This is a genomic window from Trichlorobacter lovleyi (assembly GCF_015239775.1).
Taxonomy (GTDB): Bacteria; Desulfobacterota; Desulfuromonadia; order Geobacterales; family Pseudopelobacteraceae; genus Trichlorobacter; species Trichlorobacter lovleyi_B.
In genome coordinates this window covers 707,501-727,538 of record NZ_CP058409.1, presented here as the reverse complement: position 1 = coordinate 727,538, position 20,038 = coordinate 707,501, and the positions used below count along the sequence as shown (strand labels likewise).

The 20,038-nt window shown below is 55.5% G+C and carries 16 protein-coding genes and 2 rRNA genes (1 of these 18 only partly in view); all 18 read right to left on the bottom strand.

Annotation, left to right across the window (positions count from 1 at the left end):
• Positions 1-16: 16 nt before the first annotated feature.
• Positions 17-1,099, bottom strand: coding sequence for a tetraacyldisaccharide 4'-kinase (lpxK, locus tag FY034_RS03285; RefSeq protein WP_416222770.1), 1,083 nt, complete (start codon positions 1,097-1,099; stop codon positions 17-19).
• On the bottom strand, positions 1,096-2,391 hold the full coding sequence (locus FY034_RS03280; RefSeq protein ID WP_265553711.1) for a 3-deoxy-D-manno-octulosonic acid transferase: 1,296 nt from the start codon (positions 2,389-2,391) through the stop codon (positions 1,096-1,098). Before FY034_RS03280 ends, lpxK begins: the two co-directional genes overlap by 4 nt.
• Entirely contained in the window at positions 2,388-3,077 is a 690-nt protein-coding gene (locus tag FY034_RS03275) for a phosphatase PAP2 family protein (RefSeq protein WP_265553710.1), read from the bottom strand. Before FY034_RS03275 ends, FY034_RS03280 begins: the two co-directional genes overlap by 4 nt.
• Entirely contained in the window at positions 3,074-3,985 is a 912-nt protein-coding gene (locus FY034_RS03270; RefSeq protein ID WP_265553709.1) for a lysophospholipid acyltransferase family protein, read from the bottom strand. The genes FY034_RS03275 and FY034_RS03270 overlap by 4 nt, the downstream gene beginning before the upstream one ends.
• Complete coding sequence (lpxB, locus tag FY034_RS03265; RefSeq protein ID WP_265553708.1) at positions 3,982-5,172, bottom strand: lipid-A-disaccharide synthase; 1,191 nt, start codon at positions 5,170-5,172, stop codon at positions 3,982-3,984. Before lpxB ends, FY034_RS03270 begins: the two co-directional genes overlap by 4 nt.
• Before the next feature lie 74 nt (positions 5,173-5,246).
• Positions 5,247-6,338: a DegT/DnrJ/EryC1/StrS family aminotransferase gene (locus FY034_RS03260; protein ID WP_265553707.1), complete on the bottom strand. Its 1,092-nt coding sequence runs from the start codon at positions 6,336-6,338 to the stop codon at positions 5,247-5,249.
• Complete coding sequence (locus FY034_RS03255; protein WP_265553706.1) at positions 6,335-7,279, bottom strand: Gfo/Idh/MocA family protein; 945 nt, start codon at positions 7,277-7,279, stop codon at positions 6,335-6,337. The genes FY034_RS03260 and FY034_RS03255 overlap by 4 nt, the downstream gene beginning before the upstream one ends.
• On the bottom strand, positions 7,276-8,058 hold the full coding sequence (gene lpxA, locus FY034_RS03250; protein ID WP_265553705.1) for an acyl-ACP--UDP-N-acetylglucosamine O-acyltransferase: 783 nt from the start codon (positions 8,056-8,058) through the stop codon (positions 7,276-7,278). Before lpxA ends, FY034_RS03255 begins: the two co-directional genes overlap by 4 nt.
• Positions 8,059-8,071: 13 nt before the next feature.
• Complete coding sequence (gene fabZ, locus FY034_RS03245; protein ID WP_265555209.1) at positions 8,072-8,512, bottom strand: 3-hydroxyacyl-ACP dehydratase FabZ; 441 nt, start codon at positions 8,510-8,512, stop codon at positions 8,072-8,074.
• Between the two features lie 21 nt (positions 8,513-8,533).
• Positions 8,534-9,574 carry a UDP-3-O-(3-hydroxymyristoyl)glucosamine N-acyltransferase gene (gene lpxD / locus FY034_RS03240; RefSeq protein ID WP_265553703.1) on the bottom strand — a complete coding sequence of 347 codons (1,041 nt, stop codon included), beginning with the start codon at positions 9,572-9,574 and terminating at the stop codon, positions 8,534-8,536.
• 12 nt (positions 9,575-9,586) lie between these two features.
• Positions 9,587-10,105: an OmpH family outer membrane protein gene (locus FY034_RS03235; protein ID WP_265553702.1), complete on the bottom strand. Its 519-nt coding sequence runs from the start codon at positions 10,103-10,105 to the stop codon at positions 9,587-9,589.
• 27 nt (positions 10,106-10,132) lie between these two features.
• Positions 10,133-12,391 carry an outer membrane protein assembly factor BamA gene (gene bamA / locus FY034_RS03230; RefSeq protein WP_265553701.1) on the bottom strand — a complete coding sequence of 753 codons (2,259 nt, stop codon included), beginning with the start codon at positions 12,389-12,391 and terminating at the stop codon, positions 10,133-10,135.
• Positions 12,388-13,080 (bottom strand): ABC transporter ATP-binding protein, encoded by a 693-nt coding sequence (locus FY034_RS03225; RefSeq protein ID WP_265553700.1) that lies wholly within the window; start codon positions 13,078-13,080, stop codon positions 12,388-12,390. The genes bamA and FY034_RS03225 overlap by 4 nt, the downstream gene beginning before the upstream one ends.
• Positions 13,073-14,329: a lipoprotein-releasing ABC transporter permease subunit gene (locus FY034_RS03220; protein WP_265555207.1), complete on the bottom strand. Its 1,257-nt coding sequence runs from the start codon at positions 14,327-14,329 to the stop codon at positions 13,073-13,075. The genes FY034_RS03225 and FY034_RS03220 overlap by 8 nt, the downstream gene beginning before the upstream one ends.
• Before the next feature lie 9 nt (positions 14,330-14,338).
• Complete coding sequence (gene lysS, locus FY034_RS03215) at positions 14,339-15,817, bottom strand: lysine--tRNA ligase (protein ID WP_265553699.1); 1,479 nt, start codon at positions 15,815-15,817, stop codon at positions 14,339-14,341.
• Between the two features lie 80 nt (positions 15,818-15,897).
• Entirely contained in the window at positions 15,898-18,123 is a 2,226-nt protein-coding gene (locus FY034_RS03210) for an Rne/Rng family ribonuclease (protein WP_265553698.1), read from the bottom strand.
• A 146-nt stretch (positions 18,124-18,269) separates the two neighbouring features.
• Positions 18,270-18,386: ribosomal RNA gene (gene rrf, locus FY034_RS03205) — 5S ribosomal RNA — on the bottom strand.
• 150 nt (positions 18,387-18,536) lie between these two features.
• A 23S ribosomal RNA gene (locus FY034_RS03200) occupies positions 18,537-20,038 on the bottom strand (it continues 1,455 nt past the right edge of the window).

The following is a 20,038-nucleotide window of genomic DNA, read 5'->3' as shown; positions in this document are numbered from 1 at the left end:
AATGGTACAGTATGCCTTACTCAGGACCGATTTGAAACAGTTTATCAAGGGTTCTTGCAAGCAGTTCCCGGTCCTCAAGCTGGACTTCGAGGCGTGCGGTTACCAGGCGGGAACTCCAGGCATATCCCCCCTGCTGTAGCTTGATCCCGTCCTTCTCTGTGGTGATCAACCAGTCCGGCTCTGCCGATGCAACCAGAGCTTCCAGCTGCTGCAGTGCTGCGGCATGATAGGGTTCATGATCAGACAGACTGAGGGTTGCAACCGGCTCAATTCCGACCTGCCGCAACGACCCAAAAAACGCCGACGGCTCCGCTATACCGGCAAAGGCGGCAACCCGGCCCTGCTGCAGCTGTTCAAGCGGCACCACCCCTCCGGTTGCCACGAGCTGGAAGCTGGACAGACGGTGACAAGACCGGCCGGCTGGCAGTGCAAGCACCGGTAACGTCTCTGCACCGTTGCAGCGGGTAAACAGTGCCAGGTCAGCCCGTTGCAACGCCGTACGGGGCTCACGCAACATACCCAGCGGCACCGTCCAGCCATTACCGAACGGACGGGCTGCATCCAGCAGCAGGATATTCAGATCCCGGTACAGGCGGATATGCTGAAAACCATCATCCAGCAGCAGCACATCAGGTCTGAAGCGTTCCAGCGCCACCAGACCGGCCTGATAACGATCTGAACCGATAACCACGATCAGGCCTGCCACGCTTCGGGCCAGCAGACAGGGTTCGTCACCGGCCTGTCCAGGTCCCAGCAGCAATGAAGCACCGTCACTCACAACAGCAACCTGCCCTTCAAGGGAACCGCCATAACCACGGGACAGGACGGCAACCCGCTTCCCCCGTTGCTGCAGTTCCCGGGCAAGCAGAATGGTGAGCGGTGTCTTGCCGGTACCGCCGACCGTGAGGTTGCCGATGGAAATAACCGGACAAGGCAGGCGGCGGGTGGCCAGGATACCGGTCCGGTAGAGCAGGGCCCTGATACGCAGTATCGTGCCGTACACAAAGGCAAGGGGGGCCAGCAGCAGCTTCAGGGCAAAAGCAGCGGCACTCCGATTGCTCCCGTCAGCCATGCCACGCCACCAGACAGCCCCTGTCATTGCTGCAGCACCCCGTGCAGCATGGCCAGATGACGTTCAACCGCGCCGCCGCTGTCACGCAGCAGCTTGAGACCATTGTTGCCCACCACATGCCGCAGCTCAGGCGTTGCCAGGAAGTCCGCTGCTGCATCCTGCAGTTCCTGCTGGCCAGCCACCTGCACCCCGGCCCCGTAGGCATGTGCCAGAGCTGTAATCTCCTGAAAATTATCCATATGCGGGCCGAACAGGATCGGGATCCCCCGCGAGGCAGGCTCCAGCAGGTTATGACCACCGGTGGGGACCAGGCTGCCCCCCACGTAGGCCAGATCTGACAGGGCATACAGCTGCATCAGCTCGCCCACCGTATCAACCAGCAGGACCATGCCGGCACTGCAGCCATCAGGCTGCTGATCCAGGCGGGAACGTCGCACCACCGTCAGTCCCAGGTCAGAGGCCAGTGTTTCAACCTCAACAACCCGCTCGGGGTGACGTGGCACCAAAACCAGCAACAGGCCGGGAAACTGCCTGAGCAGCCCCTGGTAGGCAGCCAGCAGCGGTTCTTCTTCACCGGGATGAGTACTGCCGCAACAGAACACCGCCAGGTCGGCCGGGATACGGTAGAGCCGGCGCAGTTGTCCCCGCTCATCTGCAGCAACCGGACTGAACGGTATATCGTACTTGAGGTTGCCCAGAACCCGGCTGCGGGACTCCGGTGCGCCGATGGCCAGTATCCGCTCAAGATCAGCCGTGCTTTGCATTCCCAGACCACTGAAGCGCTGCAGCACCGGCCTGAAGAACCAGGCAAAGCGCCGGTAGCGTGGAAAGGAACGTGCCGATATCCGGCCATTGGCCAGTAAGAGCGGTATGCTGCGCCGCTGCGCCTCATACGTAAAGACCGGCCAGATCTCGGTTTCCATGATGACAATCGCCCGCGGCCTGACAGCATCAAGCAGACGGCAGACCGCAAAATGGATATCAAACGGAAAGTAGGTGACGACATCAGCCAGCTGGTCCCGTTCAGCCACACTGCGGCCGGTTTCAGTGGTAACCGAGAGCAGCAGCCGGTACTCGGGGTAACGCTGTCGCAACCCTTTCAGCAACGGCCGGCCGGCAATCACCTCTCCCACGGAGACCGCATGCAACCAGATAACCGGCTGTCCTGCCAGCGACCTCTGAGCCGCCACCGGCAGAAACCCGAACCGTTCACCAAAGGCGCTCCTTCTCCCCCTGCTGATGGAGCGGTACCAGTGGTACAACAGGGCAAATGGCAGCGCAGCCAGTGTCAGAAGACGGTACAGGATCGACCAGTTCATGACGACAGCCCCTCGCCATTCTCCTGTTCCGGCAACAGTACGGCCGCCAGCAGCTGCCCGGTCAGCCAGACCATGCCAAAGGCCCAGAGACAATCTGTCAGAAAATGTCCTCCCTGGGTAATCCGGGCCACACTCATCGCAACACCAAAAGCGATCCCGCCGGAAAGCCAGCAGCGTGCAGCAAACGGTTTACGATGGCGGTAGATAAACCAGGGGGCCAACAGATAAAAGGCTGCAGAAGAATGACCCGAAGGGAAGGAGCGTCCCTGGCCGCTGATTCCCGGCTGCCAGGGTTGCAGAAAGGCCTTGCCGCCCCCCAGCTCGATGACCTCGCGTGGCCGGGGGCGGCCCCAGTGTTCTTTAAAGACACTGTTCACCAGCAGGCCGGGTCCCAGGATCAGCAGCAACACCATAAAGATACCGGCCCGGCGCCACCGGCGCAGATCCGGTTGGGCAAAACTTCTCAGCACGACCACCAGCCAGCCCAGGGCCAGCAGAATCGCCGGGCTCCGGTCAATCCGGTAGAGCAGCTTCCAGGGAAACTGTTCGCCGGTCGGCCAGCCTCCAGCCTGATAAAAGTACGTTGCGAGCTGCAGATCCGCACCGCTGTAGGCAAGCAGGCCGGTGGCGATCACCAGCAGCACCAGCACCATCCAGAGCTCTGCCCAGAAGCGTCCGCTGTTCATAGACCTTCGGTTCTCTTCCAGCGCCTGTGCACCCAATACCACTCGGTGGGATGGGCCACAATAAACTGTTCTATGATACGGGAGTAGGTTTTGACATCATCGCACCAGCCCTGTTCGTCGGCACTGCCTTCAAACTGAAGCGGAGGATGGATCTCGATAACATGGCGCCCGGCCTCCCGGTGAATAAAGGCCGGTACAATCGCTACACCGGTCTTGCGGGCAATCAGGACCGGAGCCTTGGAAGCCCAGGCCGGCCGGCCCAGAAAATCAACCAGATACCCCTCTTCAGGAAACACCGTCTGATCCACCAGCAGCCCAACGGTTCCATTCCTGCGGATGACGGCAATCATGTTCTTAAGGGCATTATCCTTGTAGATAACGCTGTTGTCGTAGTGCTGGCGCATCCGCTCGACCATGGTATTCAGATAGGGATTGTTCTGACGGCGGGCCACTACAGAAAGTGGTTGCTTAAACAAGCGGGCATAGGCCAGGGCAACCAGTTCCCAGTTTCCACAGTGGCCGGTCAGAAAGATAATTCCTTTTCCCTGGGCGCGGGCGGCATCATAATAGTCCCTGCCGCGCACCTCAATCCGGTCAATCAGCCCGCCACCTTTACCGTGATATAAACGGCAGGTTTCCACCAGTGAACGCCCCAGATTGCAAAACACCTCCCGCGCAATCCCCTCGGCTGTCGGGATAGTACAGGTCCACTCCGGCTGGGCGCGCATATGCTCAAGCACACGGCTGATGTTCTGCTCTGCAATACGACGGCGGCTTCCCAATATCCGGCGCAGCAGCAGACCGGTCCAGACCCCGAAGCGTTCCGCCAGACGTTCCGGCACCAGGGCCACCACCCAGGTAAAACCGTAGAGTACCGCCACCTGGAGCATCCAAACGATCTTTTTCATGACTGTTCCACCATACTGAGCACCAGTTCGGCCATACGCCGGTCGGCTCCACCGCCCCCCAGGCGCTCACGGACATGGGCAAGCCGCTCCCTGAGCGCTGCATTATAAGCGGCATCAGATAACAAGCGTTCAATCTCTCCAGCGATCTGCTCCGGTGAGGCCTCCTGCTGAATCAGCTCCCTGGCCACCGTTTCTCCCGCCACAATATTGCACAGACCGATATGCTCAACCTTGACCAAGCGCTTGGCCAACTGGAAGGTGAGCGATGCAAGCTTGTAGATGATCACCAGCGGTGTCCCCACCAGGGCGATCTCCAGGGTCACCGTGCCGGAGACCGATATCACCGCATCACAGGCCCGCATCAGATCATGGATCCGCTCACGGGTAACCGTTATCGGCAGCTCACAGTTCTCAAGCCAGGGGGCGAGGTCGTCATCGGAGAGGGTTGAAGCCAGCGGCAGGACGAATTGAAGTCCGGGCAGGCGCTGTTGCAAGAGACGGGCAGCCTCCAGAATGGTGGGCAGCAAGCGGCTGACTTCACTCCTGCGGCTGCCGGGAAACAGCCCCACTATCTGTTTGGATGGATCAAGGCCCAAAGAGGTGGCAGCCTGATTGCGGGTCAGGCTGACCGTTACCAGGTCAGCCATGGGATGACCGACAAAGGAGACCGGTACGCCGGCCTGCTCATAAAAAGGGACTTCAAAGGGCAGGATTACCGCCATATGGTCAACCAGGCGCTTGATCTTTTTTACCCGCCCTTGGCGCCAGGCCCAGATCTGGGGAGAGATGTAGTAGAGCACCTTGACGCCGGCCTTTTTTGCCACCTTGGCCAGACGCAGGTTAAATCCGGGATAGTCAATCAGGATCAGCAAATCAGGGGGATTTTCCAGCAGGATCTTTTTCAGTTTGAGAAAGGCAGCAGCGATCACATCAAAGTGTTTCAGTACCTCCACCAGCCCGACCACCGCCATATCGGCAGAGTCCACCAGAGTCTCGCAACCGGCTTCACGCATGCGGAGGCCGCCGATACCAAAGAAGGAAAAGGCAGGATCAGCCGCATGTACTGCGCGCACCAATCCTGCCCCGTAGATATCACCAGACGCTTCGCCTGCAACTATCATGACCCGTTGCCGCGAATTTTTGCCGACAACTGCGTTGGCGTCTGAGCCGTCTCCTCGACGTAGCATCTACTACGCCTTGCGTCGCCGGCTTGTCGCCGCCTTGTTCTCAACAAAAATACACAGCATTGCAGCAACCAGCATTAAAGCAAAGCCCCGCGTACTGCTGCAATCACCTGATCCACCTGCTGATCGGTCATTTCCGGATAGATCGGTAAGGACATGCAACGAGCCGCTATCGATTCCGTCACCGGCAGAGAAATCCCCCGGCACTGTTCAGCAAAGACGTTCTGACGATGCAGCGGGATCGGGTAATAGACTGCGCTGGCAATCTGCTGCTCGTTCAACGCCGCCATAATCGTGTCCCGCTGATCGGTGAGCAGCGTATATTGATGATAGACATGCAGTCCTTTGCCATCCTCAAACGGCACGGTCACGACATCCTTCAGGCCTTCGGAGTAACGGTGGGCAACCCGGCGGCGTTCCTGGTTAAAACGATCAATATGGCGCAGCTTGACCCTGAGAATTGCGGCCTGCAGGTCGTCAAGGCGGCTGTTAAAACCGATCACGTCATGGTGATAACGCACCTTGCTGCCGTGATTGCGCAGCATCTTGAGCGTTTCTGCTCTTTCCTCCGTGGCAGCGGTCACCAGGCCGCCATCACCGTAGCCGCCCAGGTTTTTACTGGGGAAGAAGCTGAAGCAACCAAAAGCGCCAATCGAGCCGGTCATACGGCCGGCAATGGCAGCTCCGAAGGACTGGGCGCAATCCTCGATCAGCACTAGATTGTGGCGTTCACAGATGGCACTGATGGCCGCCATGTCAGCCGGCTGCCCAAAGAGATGTACCGCGATCACCGCCTTGGTGCGGGGGGTAATGGCCTGTTCAATCAGCTCCGGTACGATGTTAAAGGTTTGGGGGTCAACATCCACAAAAACCGGCACGGCACCGGCATAGCAGATCGCCTCAGCCGTGGCGATGAAGGTGAACGGCGTGGTGATCACCTCGTCACCCGGCTTGATTCCCGCCGCCAGCACAGCCAGATGCAGGGCATCGGTGCCGGAGGCGCAGCCAATGGCCTGGGGGCTGCCGAGGTAGCCGGCAGTTTCTTTTTCAAGATTGGTAACGTTGGGGCCCAGGATGAACTGGGTGCTTTCCAGGGCATCCAACACGGCTGCATCAATCTCGCTCTTCAACTGGTGGTACTGGGTTTTGAGGTCTACCATTGGTATCATGGGCGTATCCTGTTCAGTGCTTGGTTGATTTTCAACGCTGTCTCCAGCGCCATCCTGCCATCACGGCCACTGACCTGGGGCTGCCTGCCTTCAGTGATCGCCGTTACGAACGAGCTGATCTCGGACAGCAACGGATCTGATTGTCCCAGCTCCTGCTCCTTGACCTGCACATTGGGGATACCCGGCATCAACTCGCCTTCACCTTTTTTGGCGACCAGCACCTTTTTGTTCTGGAAGTCGAGCGTCAGGTAGGCGTCGCGCTGGAAGATCCGCATCTTGCGTTCGCTCTTGAGACTAATCCGGCTGGCCGTGACGTTGGCAACGCAGCCGTTTTCAAAGGCAATCCGGGCATTGGCGATATCCTCTTCACCGGTAAAGACCGGCGCACCGATGGCGTCAATCTTGGCCACCGGCGACTTGACCAGATGCTGGATGATCTCGATGTCATGGATCATCAGATCCAGAACCACGTTCACATCGGTACCGCGGGGCTTGAACGGTGCAATCCGCACTGATTCAACAAACAGCGGCTCGATCAGCACCTCTTCAACGGCCATCAGCACCGGGTTGAACCGTTCCAGATGGCCCACCTGAAAGACCAGCGCACCCGCGTCAGCCAGGCTGATCAGCTCATCGGCCTGTTCAATGGTGACGGTAATCGGCTTTTCAATCAGGACATGCACGCCGGCAGCCAGGAACTCTTTTGCAACCTGATGGTGGTACTGGGTGGGCACCACCACGCTGACCGCATCCACCCGGCCGATCAGCTCACGGTAATCGGTAAAGGCCTGACATCCGCAGGCAGAAGCCACCTCAGCCCCGCGGGCAGCATCGGCATCCACGACCCCAACCAGCTCAACCCCTTCCAGGGCAGCGTATTTCTGGGCGTGGAAGTTACCAAGGTAGCCAACCCCTATGACCGCCGTGCGAAGCCTGCTCATCCGCGGCAGATCCCGCGTTGTGAGGCCTCGATAAAGGCCAGCAGCGTATCGACCTCGGCACAGCCGACAATTTCGGACCTGATCTTGGCAATTGCTTCGGGCTGCTTAAGCTCCGACATGAACAGGGTCTTGTATGCCTTTTTCAGGTTGCTGATCGCCGCATCACTGAAACCGCGACGCTTCAGACCGATCAGGTTCAGCCCGCGCAGTTTGGCATCTCTTTTCCCCGATGTTGCAATCATGTAGGGGGGAATATCCAGCCCCACCAAGGTTCCGCCTCCCAACATGGAGTAGGAGCCGATGGTCACAAACTGGTGAATGGCAACCAGTCCGCCCAGAATCACGTTGTCCTGTACCGTCACATGACCGGCCAGAGTGGCTGAATTGGCAAAGACATTACCGCTACCAACCGTACAATCATGGGCCACATGGGAATAGGCCATCATCAGATTGTTATTACCCATCACGGTCTCGGCATGACCGGTTACCGTACCGCGATGGATGGTGGCAAACTCACGGATCACGTTTCCGTTGCCCAGGCGGGTCCAGCACTCCTCCCCCTTGTACTTCAGGTCTTGCGGGGCAGCACCGACCGAAGCCAGGTGATAGATCTGGTTATTCTCCCCCAGCTCGGTCCACTTGCCGATCACCGCATGGGCACCGATGCTGGTACCTTTACCGATAATGGCATGTTCTTCAATAATGGCGTAAGGACCGATCTCAACCCCTTCAGCCAGCTGTGCAGAAGGGTGGACGATTGCGCTTGCATGTATGCTCATGGTCTCTCCCTGTCTATTCTGCCGGGGCAAAGGTAGCCTTGAGTGAGGCCTCGGTCACCAGCTTGCCGTCAACAAATGCCTTGCCATCAACACCCCAGATGCCGCGACGGTTCATGGTGGTGGTAATCTCGATCTGAAGCTGATCACCGGGCATAACCGGCTTGCGGAACTTGGCGCTGTCAATGGCCATAAAGTAGCTGACCTTCTTCCTGGTCTCTTCATCAGAGGCAAGGTAGGCCATAATACCGGCAACCTGGGCCATCGCCTCAACAATCAACACTCCGGGCATGACCGGATGGCCGGGAAAGTGCCCCGGAAAGAACGGTTCGTTGATACTGACGTTCTTGATGCCGACACAGCGTTTGCCGTGTTCAAGCTCCACAATACGATCCACCAACAAAAACGGATAGCGGTGGGGCAGAATCTTCATGATGGCGTTCACATCCATCGGCATAGTTGGTTGTTCCATAAACCGTTACTCCTTTACCAGCCGGGCTTCAAGGGCGGCCAGCCGTTTTTCGTACTCGTTCATTTTTTTTCTCATCTCAGGCAGTTTGGGCAGGGTTCCCATGGTCTTCAGCCATTCCTTGTGCGGCATGGCCGGAGAACCGCTGTAGTAGGCGTTGCCTTCCAGAGAGCCGGGCACACCGGCCTGGGCACCGACAATCACGTTATCCCCGATGCTGACATGCCCCACCACCCCCACCTGACCAGCCAGGGTGACATGGTTGCCGATCTTGCTGCTGCCGGCAATCCCTACCTGGGAGACAATCATGCAGTCTTCGCCGATCTGACAGTTGTGGGCCACCTGTACCAGGTTATCCAGCTTGGTGCCGCGCCTGATCAGGGTGACTTCAAGGGCTGCCCGGTCAACGGCGGCATTGGCACCGATCTCAACATCATCTTCCAGCACCACGATGCCGATCTGGGGAATCGGATAATAGGAAGGACCGTCCGGCGCATAGCCGAAGCCGTCACTGCCGACCACGGCACCGGGCTGCAGCTTGCAGCGTTTGCCCAGTCGGCAACGTTCCCGTACCACCGCATTGGCATGGATGACACACTCATCCCCAATGACGACACCGTCATAGATCACGGCACCGGGATAGATCACCACCCGGTCACCGATACTGACATTGTTGCCGACCACGGCACCGGGATAGATACTGATCCCCTCGCCGAGCACAACGTTGGTCCCGATCACCGCTTCAGGCAACACCCCTAACGCCGGATGCGGCTGGGTGTAGAAGAGTTTCAGCAGCTTGGCAAAGCCCAGATACGGGTTGGCCAGCTCGATCACATTGCGACCGTACGACTCTCCGCCTGGCGCCATCAATACGCCGCCAGCCCTGGTCTCTGCTACTTTTGCAGCATATTTGGGATTTGCAAGAAAGGTGATTTTGTCCGGCGTCGCCCCTTCAAGCGGGGCAAGTCCGTTGATTTTGATCGTACCGTCGCCACGGACAGTGCCACCCAGGTGATCTGCCAGTTCCTGAAGCGTCTTGGTCAACATCATAGCCACCTGCGCCTATTTCTTGGCCTGCGCGGCATTCAGGGCCTTAAGAATCTCGTCGGTCAGGTCTACTGATGTGTCAGCATAGAGCATACCGGCGCTGCGGGCATCAAATATCACCGAGTAGCCGTTCTTCTTGCCGTACTCCTGAACAATCTTCTCCAGAACTTCAAGAATCTTCTTGGTAAATTCGCTGTCACGGGCCTGCAGGTCTTCTTCAGCATCTTTGGTGAAACGCTGGAAGTCCTTCAGCTTCTGCTGGTAATCCTTTTCCTTGGCGGCACGGGCCGCCTCCGTCAGGGTAAGACCCTGCTTTTCAAGGCTGTCCTTCAGTTTTTGGAGTTCTTCCTGTTTGATGTTGATCTGTTCCTGATACTTCTTCAGCTTTTCCTGCAGCTGTGCCTTGGCGGCCTTGCCCGTCTCAGAGGTATTCAGAGCGCGTTGCATATCAAGGTAGCCGATCTTTGTATCAGCAGCCCAGGCAGAACCAGACATAAGAGCCAGCATCAGTACCATCATGACCAAACGCTTCATCGCATTTCTCCTTACGTTACGTATAGTTTAAAACAAACTGCCGATTGCAAACTCAAAACGGCCGGATTTGCTGTCTTCAGGGCGCGGATTGATCGGAATACCATACTCAAGCCGCAGTGGCCCCATCGGTGAGGCCCACCGGATGCCGCCCCCGTAGCTCATCAGCATTTGCGGAGGCTTAAAGCTGCCTGACCAGGCATTACCATAATCAAAGAAGCCGACCCCTTTAATGCCATATTCCGGCAACAACGGAAACTTGATCTCAATATTGCCGAACAGTTCTTTTTCGCCACCGACATAGACATCGTTATTTTTAGGACTTACCGTCCTTGCTGAATAACCACGCAGTGTCCCGATGCCACCCAGGTAAAATTTTTCATCAATCGGGATCGGGCCGCCGGCCTTCTGTATTGCACCGACCACAAGCTTGCCGGAGACAACGAACTTCCACCAGAGCGGATGGTAGTAGGTATTATCAAAAATTTCACGGACATATTTATTGTCACCACCCAAGCCGGCATATTCCACCGAAAGGGTGTTGACCCAGCCGCTGGACGGGTCAAAGCGGAAGTCGGTTGTGTTATTGGTGAGGCTGGCATAGATGGAGCTGGTCGTGGTCTGCCCCAGCGGATAGCTGTCCGGGTACTTTGCGTTAGCATCCAGATAGTAGATATCAGGATCATAAATATCCTTGATTTCGTACTTGTACATCCAGAAGGTACCGATAAAATCGGTAATCGGATAACCGGCCTTGATGTCACCACCGGTCAGACGGCGGCTGTAGTCGGTATAGTCACGTTCTGAACGGTAGATATCAAGTCCGAGCGTCCATTTGCTGTCCAGGAAATAGGGGTCAGTCAAACCGACCGAGTAGGTGTTGGACTTGCCTCCGATGGCAGCTGACGCATTGGCCTTGAGCCCCAGTCCCAGAAAGTTTGCCTGAGAAACCGACCCCTGGAAGATCAGGCCATCCAGCGAACTGTAACCGCCGCCGATAGTAAACGCACCGGTGGCCTTTTCCTTCAGGTCCACATTGACGTTCAACTTGTTTCCGCTACTCCCCTTGGAGGTTGCCACATTGGCTTCTTCAAAATAGCCGGTATTCATCAGGTTCTGTTTGCTGCGTTTGAACCCTGTGGCGCTGTACAGATCGCCCTCCATCAAGCGCAACTCACGTCGTACAACCTTGTCGCGCGTCTTTGAGTTGCCGGCGATGGATATCCGCTCAATATAGACCAGATCCCCTTTTTCAATGTCAAAGGTCAGATCCATCACCTTTCTGTCAGGATCCGCCTTGGTCTGGGGGTTAACGTTGTTGAAGGCATAGCCCTTGTCTGCGGTCATGTCCGTCAGGGTACCGATATCAGCACGGAGATTGGCCCGGCTAAATACCTCTCCGCTCTCTGTCTTCAGCTGTTTACGGATTTCATGCTCTGGATAGAGGATATCCCCCTTAAAGGCGACCTCACCAACCCGGTATTGGTCGCCTTCGGTTATGTTGATCTCAACCAGCAACGATTCCTGGTCATCTGCCAGCTTCATGACCGGCTCACTGACCTTGACGTTGATATACCCGTTATTCATGTAGTGATCAGCAATCAGCAGGGCGTCGTTCTTCAGCACCTCTTCTTTATAGGTGCCGGCCCCGGTCAGCCATGACATGAACCACTCCTGCTTGGTCTCCATTACACCACGCAGCTTGCCGGCGCTGAAGGCTGTGTTCCCCTCAAAATTGATGGTACTGATCCTGATCTTTTTGCCTTCCGTTACCTTGAAGAGGATCTGGTACTCAGTTGGTGAACGCTGTTCAATCAAAGGCTCAACCACAACCAGATAGTACCCTTCATCCTGGTACTGTTTCTTCAGCTTGGCGACCGCCCTGTCAAGATCCTTCTGGGAAAAGATTGCATTCCGGCGAACCGGCAATCCCTCCAGCAGTTTGTCCTGTTTGAGTTCCTTGTTTCCTTCAAACCGGATATCCCTGACAATCGGCTTTTCAATCACCGCATAGACCAGTATCACCCCGCCGTTACCCGGCTCACTGGAGACCTGCACTTCCTGAAACTGCCCCAAGCGGAAGATTGACCGGACATCGGCATCGGTGCGATCACTGTCGAGTATATCACCCGGCTTGATCCTGGTGGCTCCCAGAATGGCAGCCCCCTCCACCCGCCGGTTGCCGCGCACAACCACGTCGAGAATTTTTTCACCATCGGCATACGCCGTGCGGTCTGCGAGGAGCAGAGCAGCCAGCAGTGCCGTTGTCAGGTAGGGGTAAAAAGTCACATGTCCTCCGTAGTGCAGGGAAGAATCAGGCCATCCAGCAACCGGACTACTCGCTCCATCCTTGCAGCAATTCTCTCATTGTGGGTAACAACTACCATGCTGATGCCAGTCTGTTTCTGAATCTTTACCAGCAATTCGTAGATCGCCTCACTGGTCTTTGCATCAAGGTTGCCGGTCGGTTCATCGGCTAACAGCAACTCAGGTTCCATCACCAGCGCCCTGGCTATGGCAACGCGCTGTTGTTCTCCGCCAGAGAGCTCGCCTGGTCTGTGGTTGAGACGGTGTTCCAGGCCGACTTCCGCCAAAAGAGCCCGGGCCTGCTGACCTGCCAGAGCGCTATCCTTGCGTGCAATCAAGGCAGGCATCATGACATTTTCCAGTGCCGTAAACTCCGGCAACAGGTGGTGAAACTGAAACACAAAACCGATGGTATGGCTTCTGAAGTCTGCCAGTTCCCGGTCAGACCGAGTAAACAGCTCCTGACCTTTGTAGGCAACCGTGCCGCTGCTTGGGCGGTCAAGCGCTCCCAGAATATGGAGTAACGTGCTCTTGCCGGCACCGGAAGCCCCGACCAGGGCTGTTGTGGTTCCAGCCGAGATACCAAGATCAATCCCCTTCAGCACCTGTACCGTATCAGTCCCCATCCGGTAATCCTTGCAGAGTCCTGTCACCTCCAGCAGACTACTCATAACGCAGAGCCTCTGCCGGCAGCATCCGGGATGCCTGCCAAGCCGGATAGAGCGTGGCTAGAAAGGAAATCAGGATTGCAGTTATCGAAATGATCAGGACATCCGACATCACCACATGGGAAGGGAAGTGGTCCAGGTAGTAGATCTCCTTGCTGAAGAAGTTCTTGCCGGTTACTTTTTGCACCAGATTTATGATCGGCTCCAGGTTGAACGAGATCAGCAGACCGGACAGCACCCCCAATACCGTTCCAACCACACCGATGATCAGCCCCTCCAGCACGAAGATTTTCATGATACTGCCGGAGCGGGCCCCCATGGTTTTCAGGATTGCAATATCACGGGTCTTTTCCATGACCACCATGAACAGGGTAGAGGCGATTCCGAAAGCGGCCACCAGCACGATCAGGGTCAGGATGATAAACATAACCACTTTTTCCGTCTTGAGAGCAAAAAGGATATTCCTGTTCATCTGCATCCAGTCACGGGCATACAGATCAGGACCGTAGGTACGGTTGATGTTTTTTGCAAGCTCGGTCGTCGCATACACGTCCGCAACTTTAAGCTGAATGCCGGTAACGGTGTCCCCAAGATCAAAAAATTTCTGGGCCTGATTGATGCTGACATAGGCCAGGGTTGAATCATACTCAAACATGCCGGTGTTAAAAATGCCGGTTACCTTAAACGGCTTCAGCTTGGGCATCATCCCCAACGGGGTGATGGTACCGGTCGGCGAGACCACATTGACCCGGTCACCAAGAAACAGGTTCAGATGTTTTGCCAGTTCACGACCGATCAGAATTCCAGGATCGGCATCAGACCCGCGCGGAGGATCAAGGGAGTCCATCGAACCCTGGACAATCGCCCGTGAAAGCCTCGTGACTTTTTTGTCTGACACGGAATCGATCCCGCGCAAGACCACACCGGACACATGCCGCCCGGTTGACAACATCACCTGATTGTAAATAAACGGCGTTGCCGCCTCCACGCCGGGCAACTGCTGCAGGCGCTCCATCATGGTGCGGTAGTCATCCATCGGCGCACCACTGCGGATTACCACCAGATGGGCGTTGGTCCCCAGTATCTTTTCCTTCAGATCCCGCTCAAATCCGGTCATGACGGCAAGTACAACAATCAGCGCCATAACGCCCAAGGTCACACCGGCTGTAGAGATGAAGGTGATGATCGAGATGAAGGTGGATTTACGTTTGGCCTTCAGGTAACGCAATCCTATTTTCAGTTCAAACGGCAGCGCCAACGGTTATTTTGCCTCTTTACGAAGCTGTGGGAAGAGGATCACGTCACGGATTGAGGCCGAGTCCGTCAGCAGCATAACCAGGCGATCAATACCGATCCCCTCACCGGCAGTAGGGGGCAGACCATACTCCAGGGCGCGAACGTAATCTTCGTCCATGTAGTGCGCCTCTTCATCGCCCTTATCCTTTTCGGCAACCTGCGCCAAAAAACGCTCCTTCTGATCGACCGGATCGTTCAACTCAGAGAAGGCGTTGGCAATCTCACGTCCGCCGATCATCAGTTCAAAGCGGTCAACGATATAAGGGTCGTGGTCATTTTTACGGGATAGCGGCGACACCTCGGTGGGGTAGGCGGTTACAAAGGTAGGCTGGATCAGCTTATGTTCTGCCACCTCCTCAAATATCTCCATTACCAGCTTGCCATAACTGATATCATCCGGCAGATCAAGGCCGATACTGCGGGCATATGCCAGCGCCAGATCGCGATCATCAAGTTTTTTGGCATCGATGTCGCCATACTCCAGGATAGCCTCTTTAACGGTCAGGCGCCGCCAGGGACGCTGAAAATTGATAGCAAGTCCCTGATAGTTAAAATCAAGCGAACCCAGCACCTGTTCAGCTACGTGGCAGAACAGTTCTTCGGTGAAATCCATCAGGTCTTCAAAGGTGGCGTAGGCCTGGTAAAACTCCATCATCGTAAACTCAGGATTATGCCGGACTGAAATCCCTTCGTTGCGGAAGTTTCGATTGATCTCAAAGACCCGTTCAAAACCGCCCACGACCAGGCGTTTCAGATACAGCTCCGGTGCAATCCGCAGATACAGCTCCATATCCAGGGCATTGTGATGGGTAACAAAGGGACGGGCCGTGGCACCACCAGGGATCTGATGCATCATCGGCGTTTCAACCTCAAGAAAATCACGAGAGGTCATAAAGCTGCGGATCAGGTTTACAATCCGGGAGCGTTTGACAAACAGCTCTCTCACCTCCGGATTAACGATCAGATCGACATAACGTTGACGGTAACGGGTCTCCACGTCAGTCAGCCCGTGAAATTTTTCGGGTAACGGCAGAAGTGACTTAACCAGCAGACGGATTGAGCGGGCATGCACTGAAAGTTCACCGGTTTTGGTGCGGAACGGGAAGCCGGCAATACCGATGATGTCGCCGATATCAAAGGACTCAAACTGGGCAAAGACCTCCTCACCCAGATCATCCTTGCGCACATAGACCTGAATCCTGCCTTTGCGGTCCTGCAGTTGCATGAAGGCAGCCTTACCGAATGAACGGCGGGCAATAATCCGTCCGGCCAGCACAAACTCGGCATCCGGGGCGTCAATCTGCTCGACGGAGCCATAGGCGGCAACTACATCAGCAGAGGTATGTTGCGGTTTGAAATCATTGGGGTAAGGATTGATCCCGGCGGCCCACAAATCATTGACTTTTCTTCTACGTTGCAACAGCAATTCACTTAATTCTTCCATTGCCTCAACTCACCTTTCAGACTCATTCCGCACAGCGGGTGTAACGGAAGAAAGTAGCTCAGAGAACCAACAGCGTCAAGCTATTCTTTAGCCTCGTCAACGGTACTAACGGCGCTCTTTTTGGCACGAGCAGCAGGGCGTTTGCGGGGTTTGGCAGACGGAACCGGCTCTACTGAACCGGCGTCAGTAACAGCTGCCTCCACGGCCGGCTTCTTACGAGCCGGAGTTTTACGTTTCGCAGCTGCAGGCTTCACCTCTGCAACAGCTTCAACAGGTTGCGCAGCCACCTCTCCCGAGACGTTGATTGTCGCTGCAGCCGCTTTAACACCGGTAGCACGCTTAGGACGCGGCGTTTTTACCGGTCGTACTGGCTGCTCATGTTCAGAAACCGGTACAGAAACCTGCGCCTCAACATGGTCAACGACGAGAATCTCCTGCTTAAGATCCTGCGATTCACTATCTTTGACTACCGCCGGTTTCTTTTTGGCACGGGTACGGCGGCGTTTTTTCGCAGCCGGTTCCTGTTGCTCTGCCGCTTGGTTCAACACAAGCTCTTCACCCCCTGCTGGTGCCATGTCCGCGACACCGGAGTGATCAGGAACAATATCAGCCTGATCAGCAGCAGCCGCTTCAACAGTACGTTCACCACTCTTTTTCTTACGCTTGCGTTTGCGACGTTTTTTAGGAGCGGACTCGGGACTAGGCTCCCCTTCCGGCGGCACTGTCCCCTCAGTTGCAGCAACAGCTTCGGGCCCTGCCACCTCAACGGCCGGCAATTGCTGCCGGGCTTCAGGCTCCAGCGGTTCTTCGCGCTGTTTTTCCCTGCGAACAGTCTCGAGCTCCAGCTGATTTAGCAAAAATGACGGTTTACCCTTAATTGTCACAACAATTTCATAGTCATTCTCAATCTGCGCCAGCTCTCGTTTTTTACGATTCAAAAGAAAATACGCGACTTCAAGCGGCAGACCTCCTCGGACTTCAGCTATCTGCCCCTTAGCCGCTGCTGCATGAACCTTACGCAAAAACGACACCGCCATCGCCTCGACTGACTTGACACGACCACGGCCCTCACAATGTGGGCACTCCAGATGAATTGCATCGTTAATATTTTTGGCAATCCTTTGACGGGACATCTCCATCATGCCGAACTGCGATATCCGCCCCAGGTTGACCCGCGCCTTATCAGACTTCAAGGCATCTTTCAAGGTCCGTTCGACCTCCTTGTTATGCTTGTTGTCGCGCATATCAATGAAATCGATCACCACCAGGCCGCCCAGGTCGCGCAAACGCAGCTGACGGGCAACCTCGGCTGCCGCCTCAAGGTTGGTCTTGAAGGCAGTATCCTCAACACCTTTTTCGCCACTTGACTTACCGGAGTTAACGTCAATAGAGACCAGCGCCTCGGTCGGCTCAATTACCAATGAACCGCCGGAGGGCAAAGACACGCGCTTTTCGTAGAGTTGATCGATCTGCTCTTCCAGCTGGTACTTTGAAAAAATCGGTCGTTTTTCCTTATGCAGTTTAACCAGCTTTTCGCAACCGGGCATGATCTCTTTAAAAAATTCGATGGCCTGTTGACAGGCGGCCTTATCATCAACCAACACCTCATCGATATCGTCAGAAAAATAGTCGCGAATGGTACGGATAATCACACCGGCATCCTGATATATCTCGCCGGCGCCCTTGATTTCAGCGGCTTGAGACAGAATCCGTTCGTGTACGCCAACCAGGTAATCAAGATCTTTTTTTAGCTCATCACTTGTCCTGCCAACCGCCTCAGTCCGCACAATGTAGCCATAACCAGTCGGAACCTGCAACTCAGCAACCAAGGTCTTCAACTCCTTGCGGGTTGCATTATCCTCAATCTTACGGGATATCCCGGCAGCATCATCACCGGGCATCAGCACCATATAACGGCCAGGCAGCGAAAGATAGCTGGTCAGGGCGGCCCCTTTCATATCCCGCGCATCTTTTTCAACCTGAACGATAAGTTCCTGGCCTCTGCGCAGGACATCCTGAATACGTGGACGACGCTTGCGCTCGGCCTCTGGAACATCCTCGCGCCACTGCCAGCTGTCAGGATGCAGATCCCCCATCTGGATAAAGCCCGGTTTTTTCTGGCCAATATCAACAAAGGCCGCCTGCAGGCCTGGTTCAACCCGCACGACGACCCCTTTATAGATGTTGCCTTTGGTCTGTTCCTTGCCACTGATTTCGATGTTCAGCTCCATCAAGCGGCCGTCTTGCACAATCGCTACGCGGGCCTCCTCGGGATGGAGTACGTTTATCAACATTTTTCTGCTCATACCGGCAGTAATCCTTTCAAACCAACATACGGATAAATTCAAGTGACTATACTCGTTTTGGATGATTTATCCAAGTTGAAAGAGTTATTTCTTGATTAACGCAGAAGCCCCGCTCAGGTATACCTGGGCGGGGCTTCTGTAATTAATTCTGGCGGCGACCTACTTTCCCACACAGCTACCCGTGCAGTATCATCGGCCCAGAGGGGCTTAACTTCCGTGTTCGGGATGGGAACGGGTGTGGCCCCCTCGGCATAGCCACCAGAAATCTTTTGGGTCAAGCAACAGCACATGGCAGGCTGCTTACCCGAATTGATTTCCAATTGCATTTGAGGGATTGTAGTTGTTTAGTTTTTGGAGTCGATTGCTTTATAGGTTGGGGGGTGGGTTAACACCCCCCTTCCATTTATTTTTTTATGGTCAAGCCTCACGGCCGATTAGTACTAGTAAGCTGAACGCATTACTGCGCTTACACACCTAGCCTATCAACGTTGTGGTCTACAACGGGCCTTCAGGGGTTGTTACACCCAGGGATACCTAATCTTGAAGGAGGCTTCCCGCTTAGATGCTTTCAGCGGTTATCCTTTCCGTACTTAGCTACCCAGCGACTGCTCCTGGCGGAACAACTGGAACACCAGCGGTACGTCCATCCCGGTCCTCTCGTACTAAGGACAGCTCTTCTCAAGTATCCTGCGCCCACGGTAGATAGGGACCAAACTGTCTCACGACGTTTTAAACCCAGCTCGCGTACCGCTTTAATTGGCGAACAGCCAAACCCTTGGGACCTACTTCAGCCCCAGGATGCGATGAGCCGACATCGAGGTGCCAAACCTCCCCGTCGATGTGAACTCTTGGGGGAGATCAGCCTGTTATCCCCGGAGTACCTTTTATCCGTTGAGCGACGGCCCTTCCATACAGAACCGCCGGATCACTATGACCTACTTTCGTACCTGCTCGACTTGTGGGTCTCGCAGTCAAGCTCCCTTATGCCATTGCACTCTACGCCCGGTTTCCAATCGGGCTGAGGGAACCTTCGCGCGCCTCCGTTACTCTTTGGGAGGCGACCGCCCCAGTCAAACTACCCACCAGACAGTGTCCCCGACCCGGATGACGGGCCTAGGTTAGACATCCAAAACAACCAGGGTGGTATTTCAAGGACGACTCCACCGACACTGGCGTGCCAGCTTCAAAGTCTCCCACCTATCCTACACAAGCTATTCCGAATGTCACTGTCAAGCTGTAGTAAAGGTTCACGGGGTCTTTCCGTCTTACCGCGGGTACTCGGCATCTTCACCGAGAATTCAATTTCGCTGAGTCACTGGTTGAGACAGCGCGGAAATCGTTACGCCATTCGTGCAGGTCGGAACTTACCCGACAAGGAATTTCGCTACCTTAGGACCGTTATAGTTACGGCCGCCGTTTACCGGGGCTTCGGTTCAAAGCTTCGCCTTGCGGCTAACAAATCCCCTTAACCTTCCGGCACCGGGCAGGCGTCAGACCCTATACATCGTCTTACGACTTAGCAGAGTCCTGTGTTTTTAGTAAACAGTCGCTACCGCCATTTCTCTGCGACCTCCTTCGGCTTCACGTGCAAATCGCTAGACCTAGTGGAGGCACACCTTCTCCCGAAGTTACGGTGTCATTTTGCCGAGTTCCTTAACCAGTGTTATCTCAATCACCTTAGGATTTTCTCCTCACCCACCTGAGTCGGTTTACGGTACGGTCTCAAGTTACCTGAAGCTTAGAGGCTTTTCTTGGAAGCATGGGATCAACGACTTTATGAGCATACGCTCTCGTCATCACGTCTCAGAGTTAACGAGAAAGCGGATTTACCTGCCTTCTCCCCCTACACGCTTGAACCAGGACAACCAGCGCCTGGATCGCCTACCCTTCTCCGTCCCCCCATCGCAGTAACCAG

Excerpts from the sequence above, each read along its gene's own strand:
- lpxK (WP_416222770.1), bottom strand. The coding sequence starts at position 1,099 with ATGACAGGGGCTGTCTGGTGGCGTGGCATGGCTGACGGGAGCAATCGG.
- FY034_RS03280 (WP_265553711.1), bottom strand. The coding sequence starts at position 2,391 with ATGAACTGGTCGATCCTGTACCGTCTTCTGACACTGGCTGCGCTGCCA.
- FY034_RS03275 (WP_265553710.1), bottom strand. The coding sequence starts at position 3,077 with ATGAACAGCGGACGCTTCTGGGCAGAGCTCTGGATGGTGCTGGTGCTG.
- FY034_RS03270 (WP_265553709.1), bottom strand. The coding sequence starts at position 3,985 with ATGAAAAAGATCGTTTGGATGCTCCAGGTGGCGGTACTCTACGGTTTT.
- lpxB (WP_265553708.1), bottom strand. The coding sequence starts at position 5,172 with ATGCTACGTCGAGGAGACGGCTCAGACGCCAACGCAGTTGTCGGCAAA.
- FY034_RS03260 (WP_265553707.1), bottom strand. The coding sequence starts at position 6,338 with ATGATACCAATGGTAGACCTCAAAACCCAGTACCACCAGTTGAAGAGC.
- FY034_RS03255 (WP_265553706.1), bottom strand. The coding sequence starts at position 7,279 with ATGAGCAGGCTTCGCACGGCGGTCATAGGGGTTGGCTACCTTGGTAAC.
- lpxA (WP_265553705.1), bottom strand. The coding sequence starts at position 8,058 with ATGAGCATACATGCAAGCGCAATCGTCCACCCTTCTGCACAGCTGGCT.
- fabZ (WP_265555209.1), bottom strand. The coding sequence starts at position 8,512 with ATGCCGATGGATGTGAACGCCATCATGAAGATTCTGCCCCACCGCTAT.
- lpxD (WP_265553703.1), bottom strand. The coding sequence starts at position 9,574 with ATGATGTTGACCAAGACGCTTCAGGAACTGGCAGATCACCTGGGTGGC.
- FY034_RS03235 (WP_265553702.1), bottom strand. The coding sequence starts at position 10,105 with ATGAAGCGTTTGGTCATGATGGTACTGATGCTGGCTCTTATGTCTGGT.
- FY034_RS03225 (WP_265553700.1), bottom strand. The coding sequence starts at position 13,080 with ATGAGTAGTCTGCTGGAGGTGACAGGACTCTGCAAGGATTACCGGATG.
- lysS (WP_265553699.1), bottom strand. The coding sequence starts at position 15,817 with ATGGAAGAATTAAGTGAATTGCTGTTGCAACGTAGAAGAAAAGTCAAT.
- FY034_RS03210 (WP_265553698.1), bottom strand. The coding sequence starts at position 18,123 with ATGAGCAGAAAAATGTTGATAAACGTACTCCATCCCGAGGAGGCCCGC.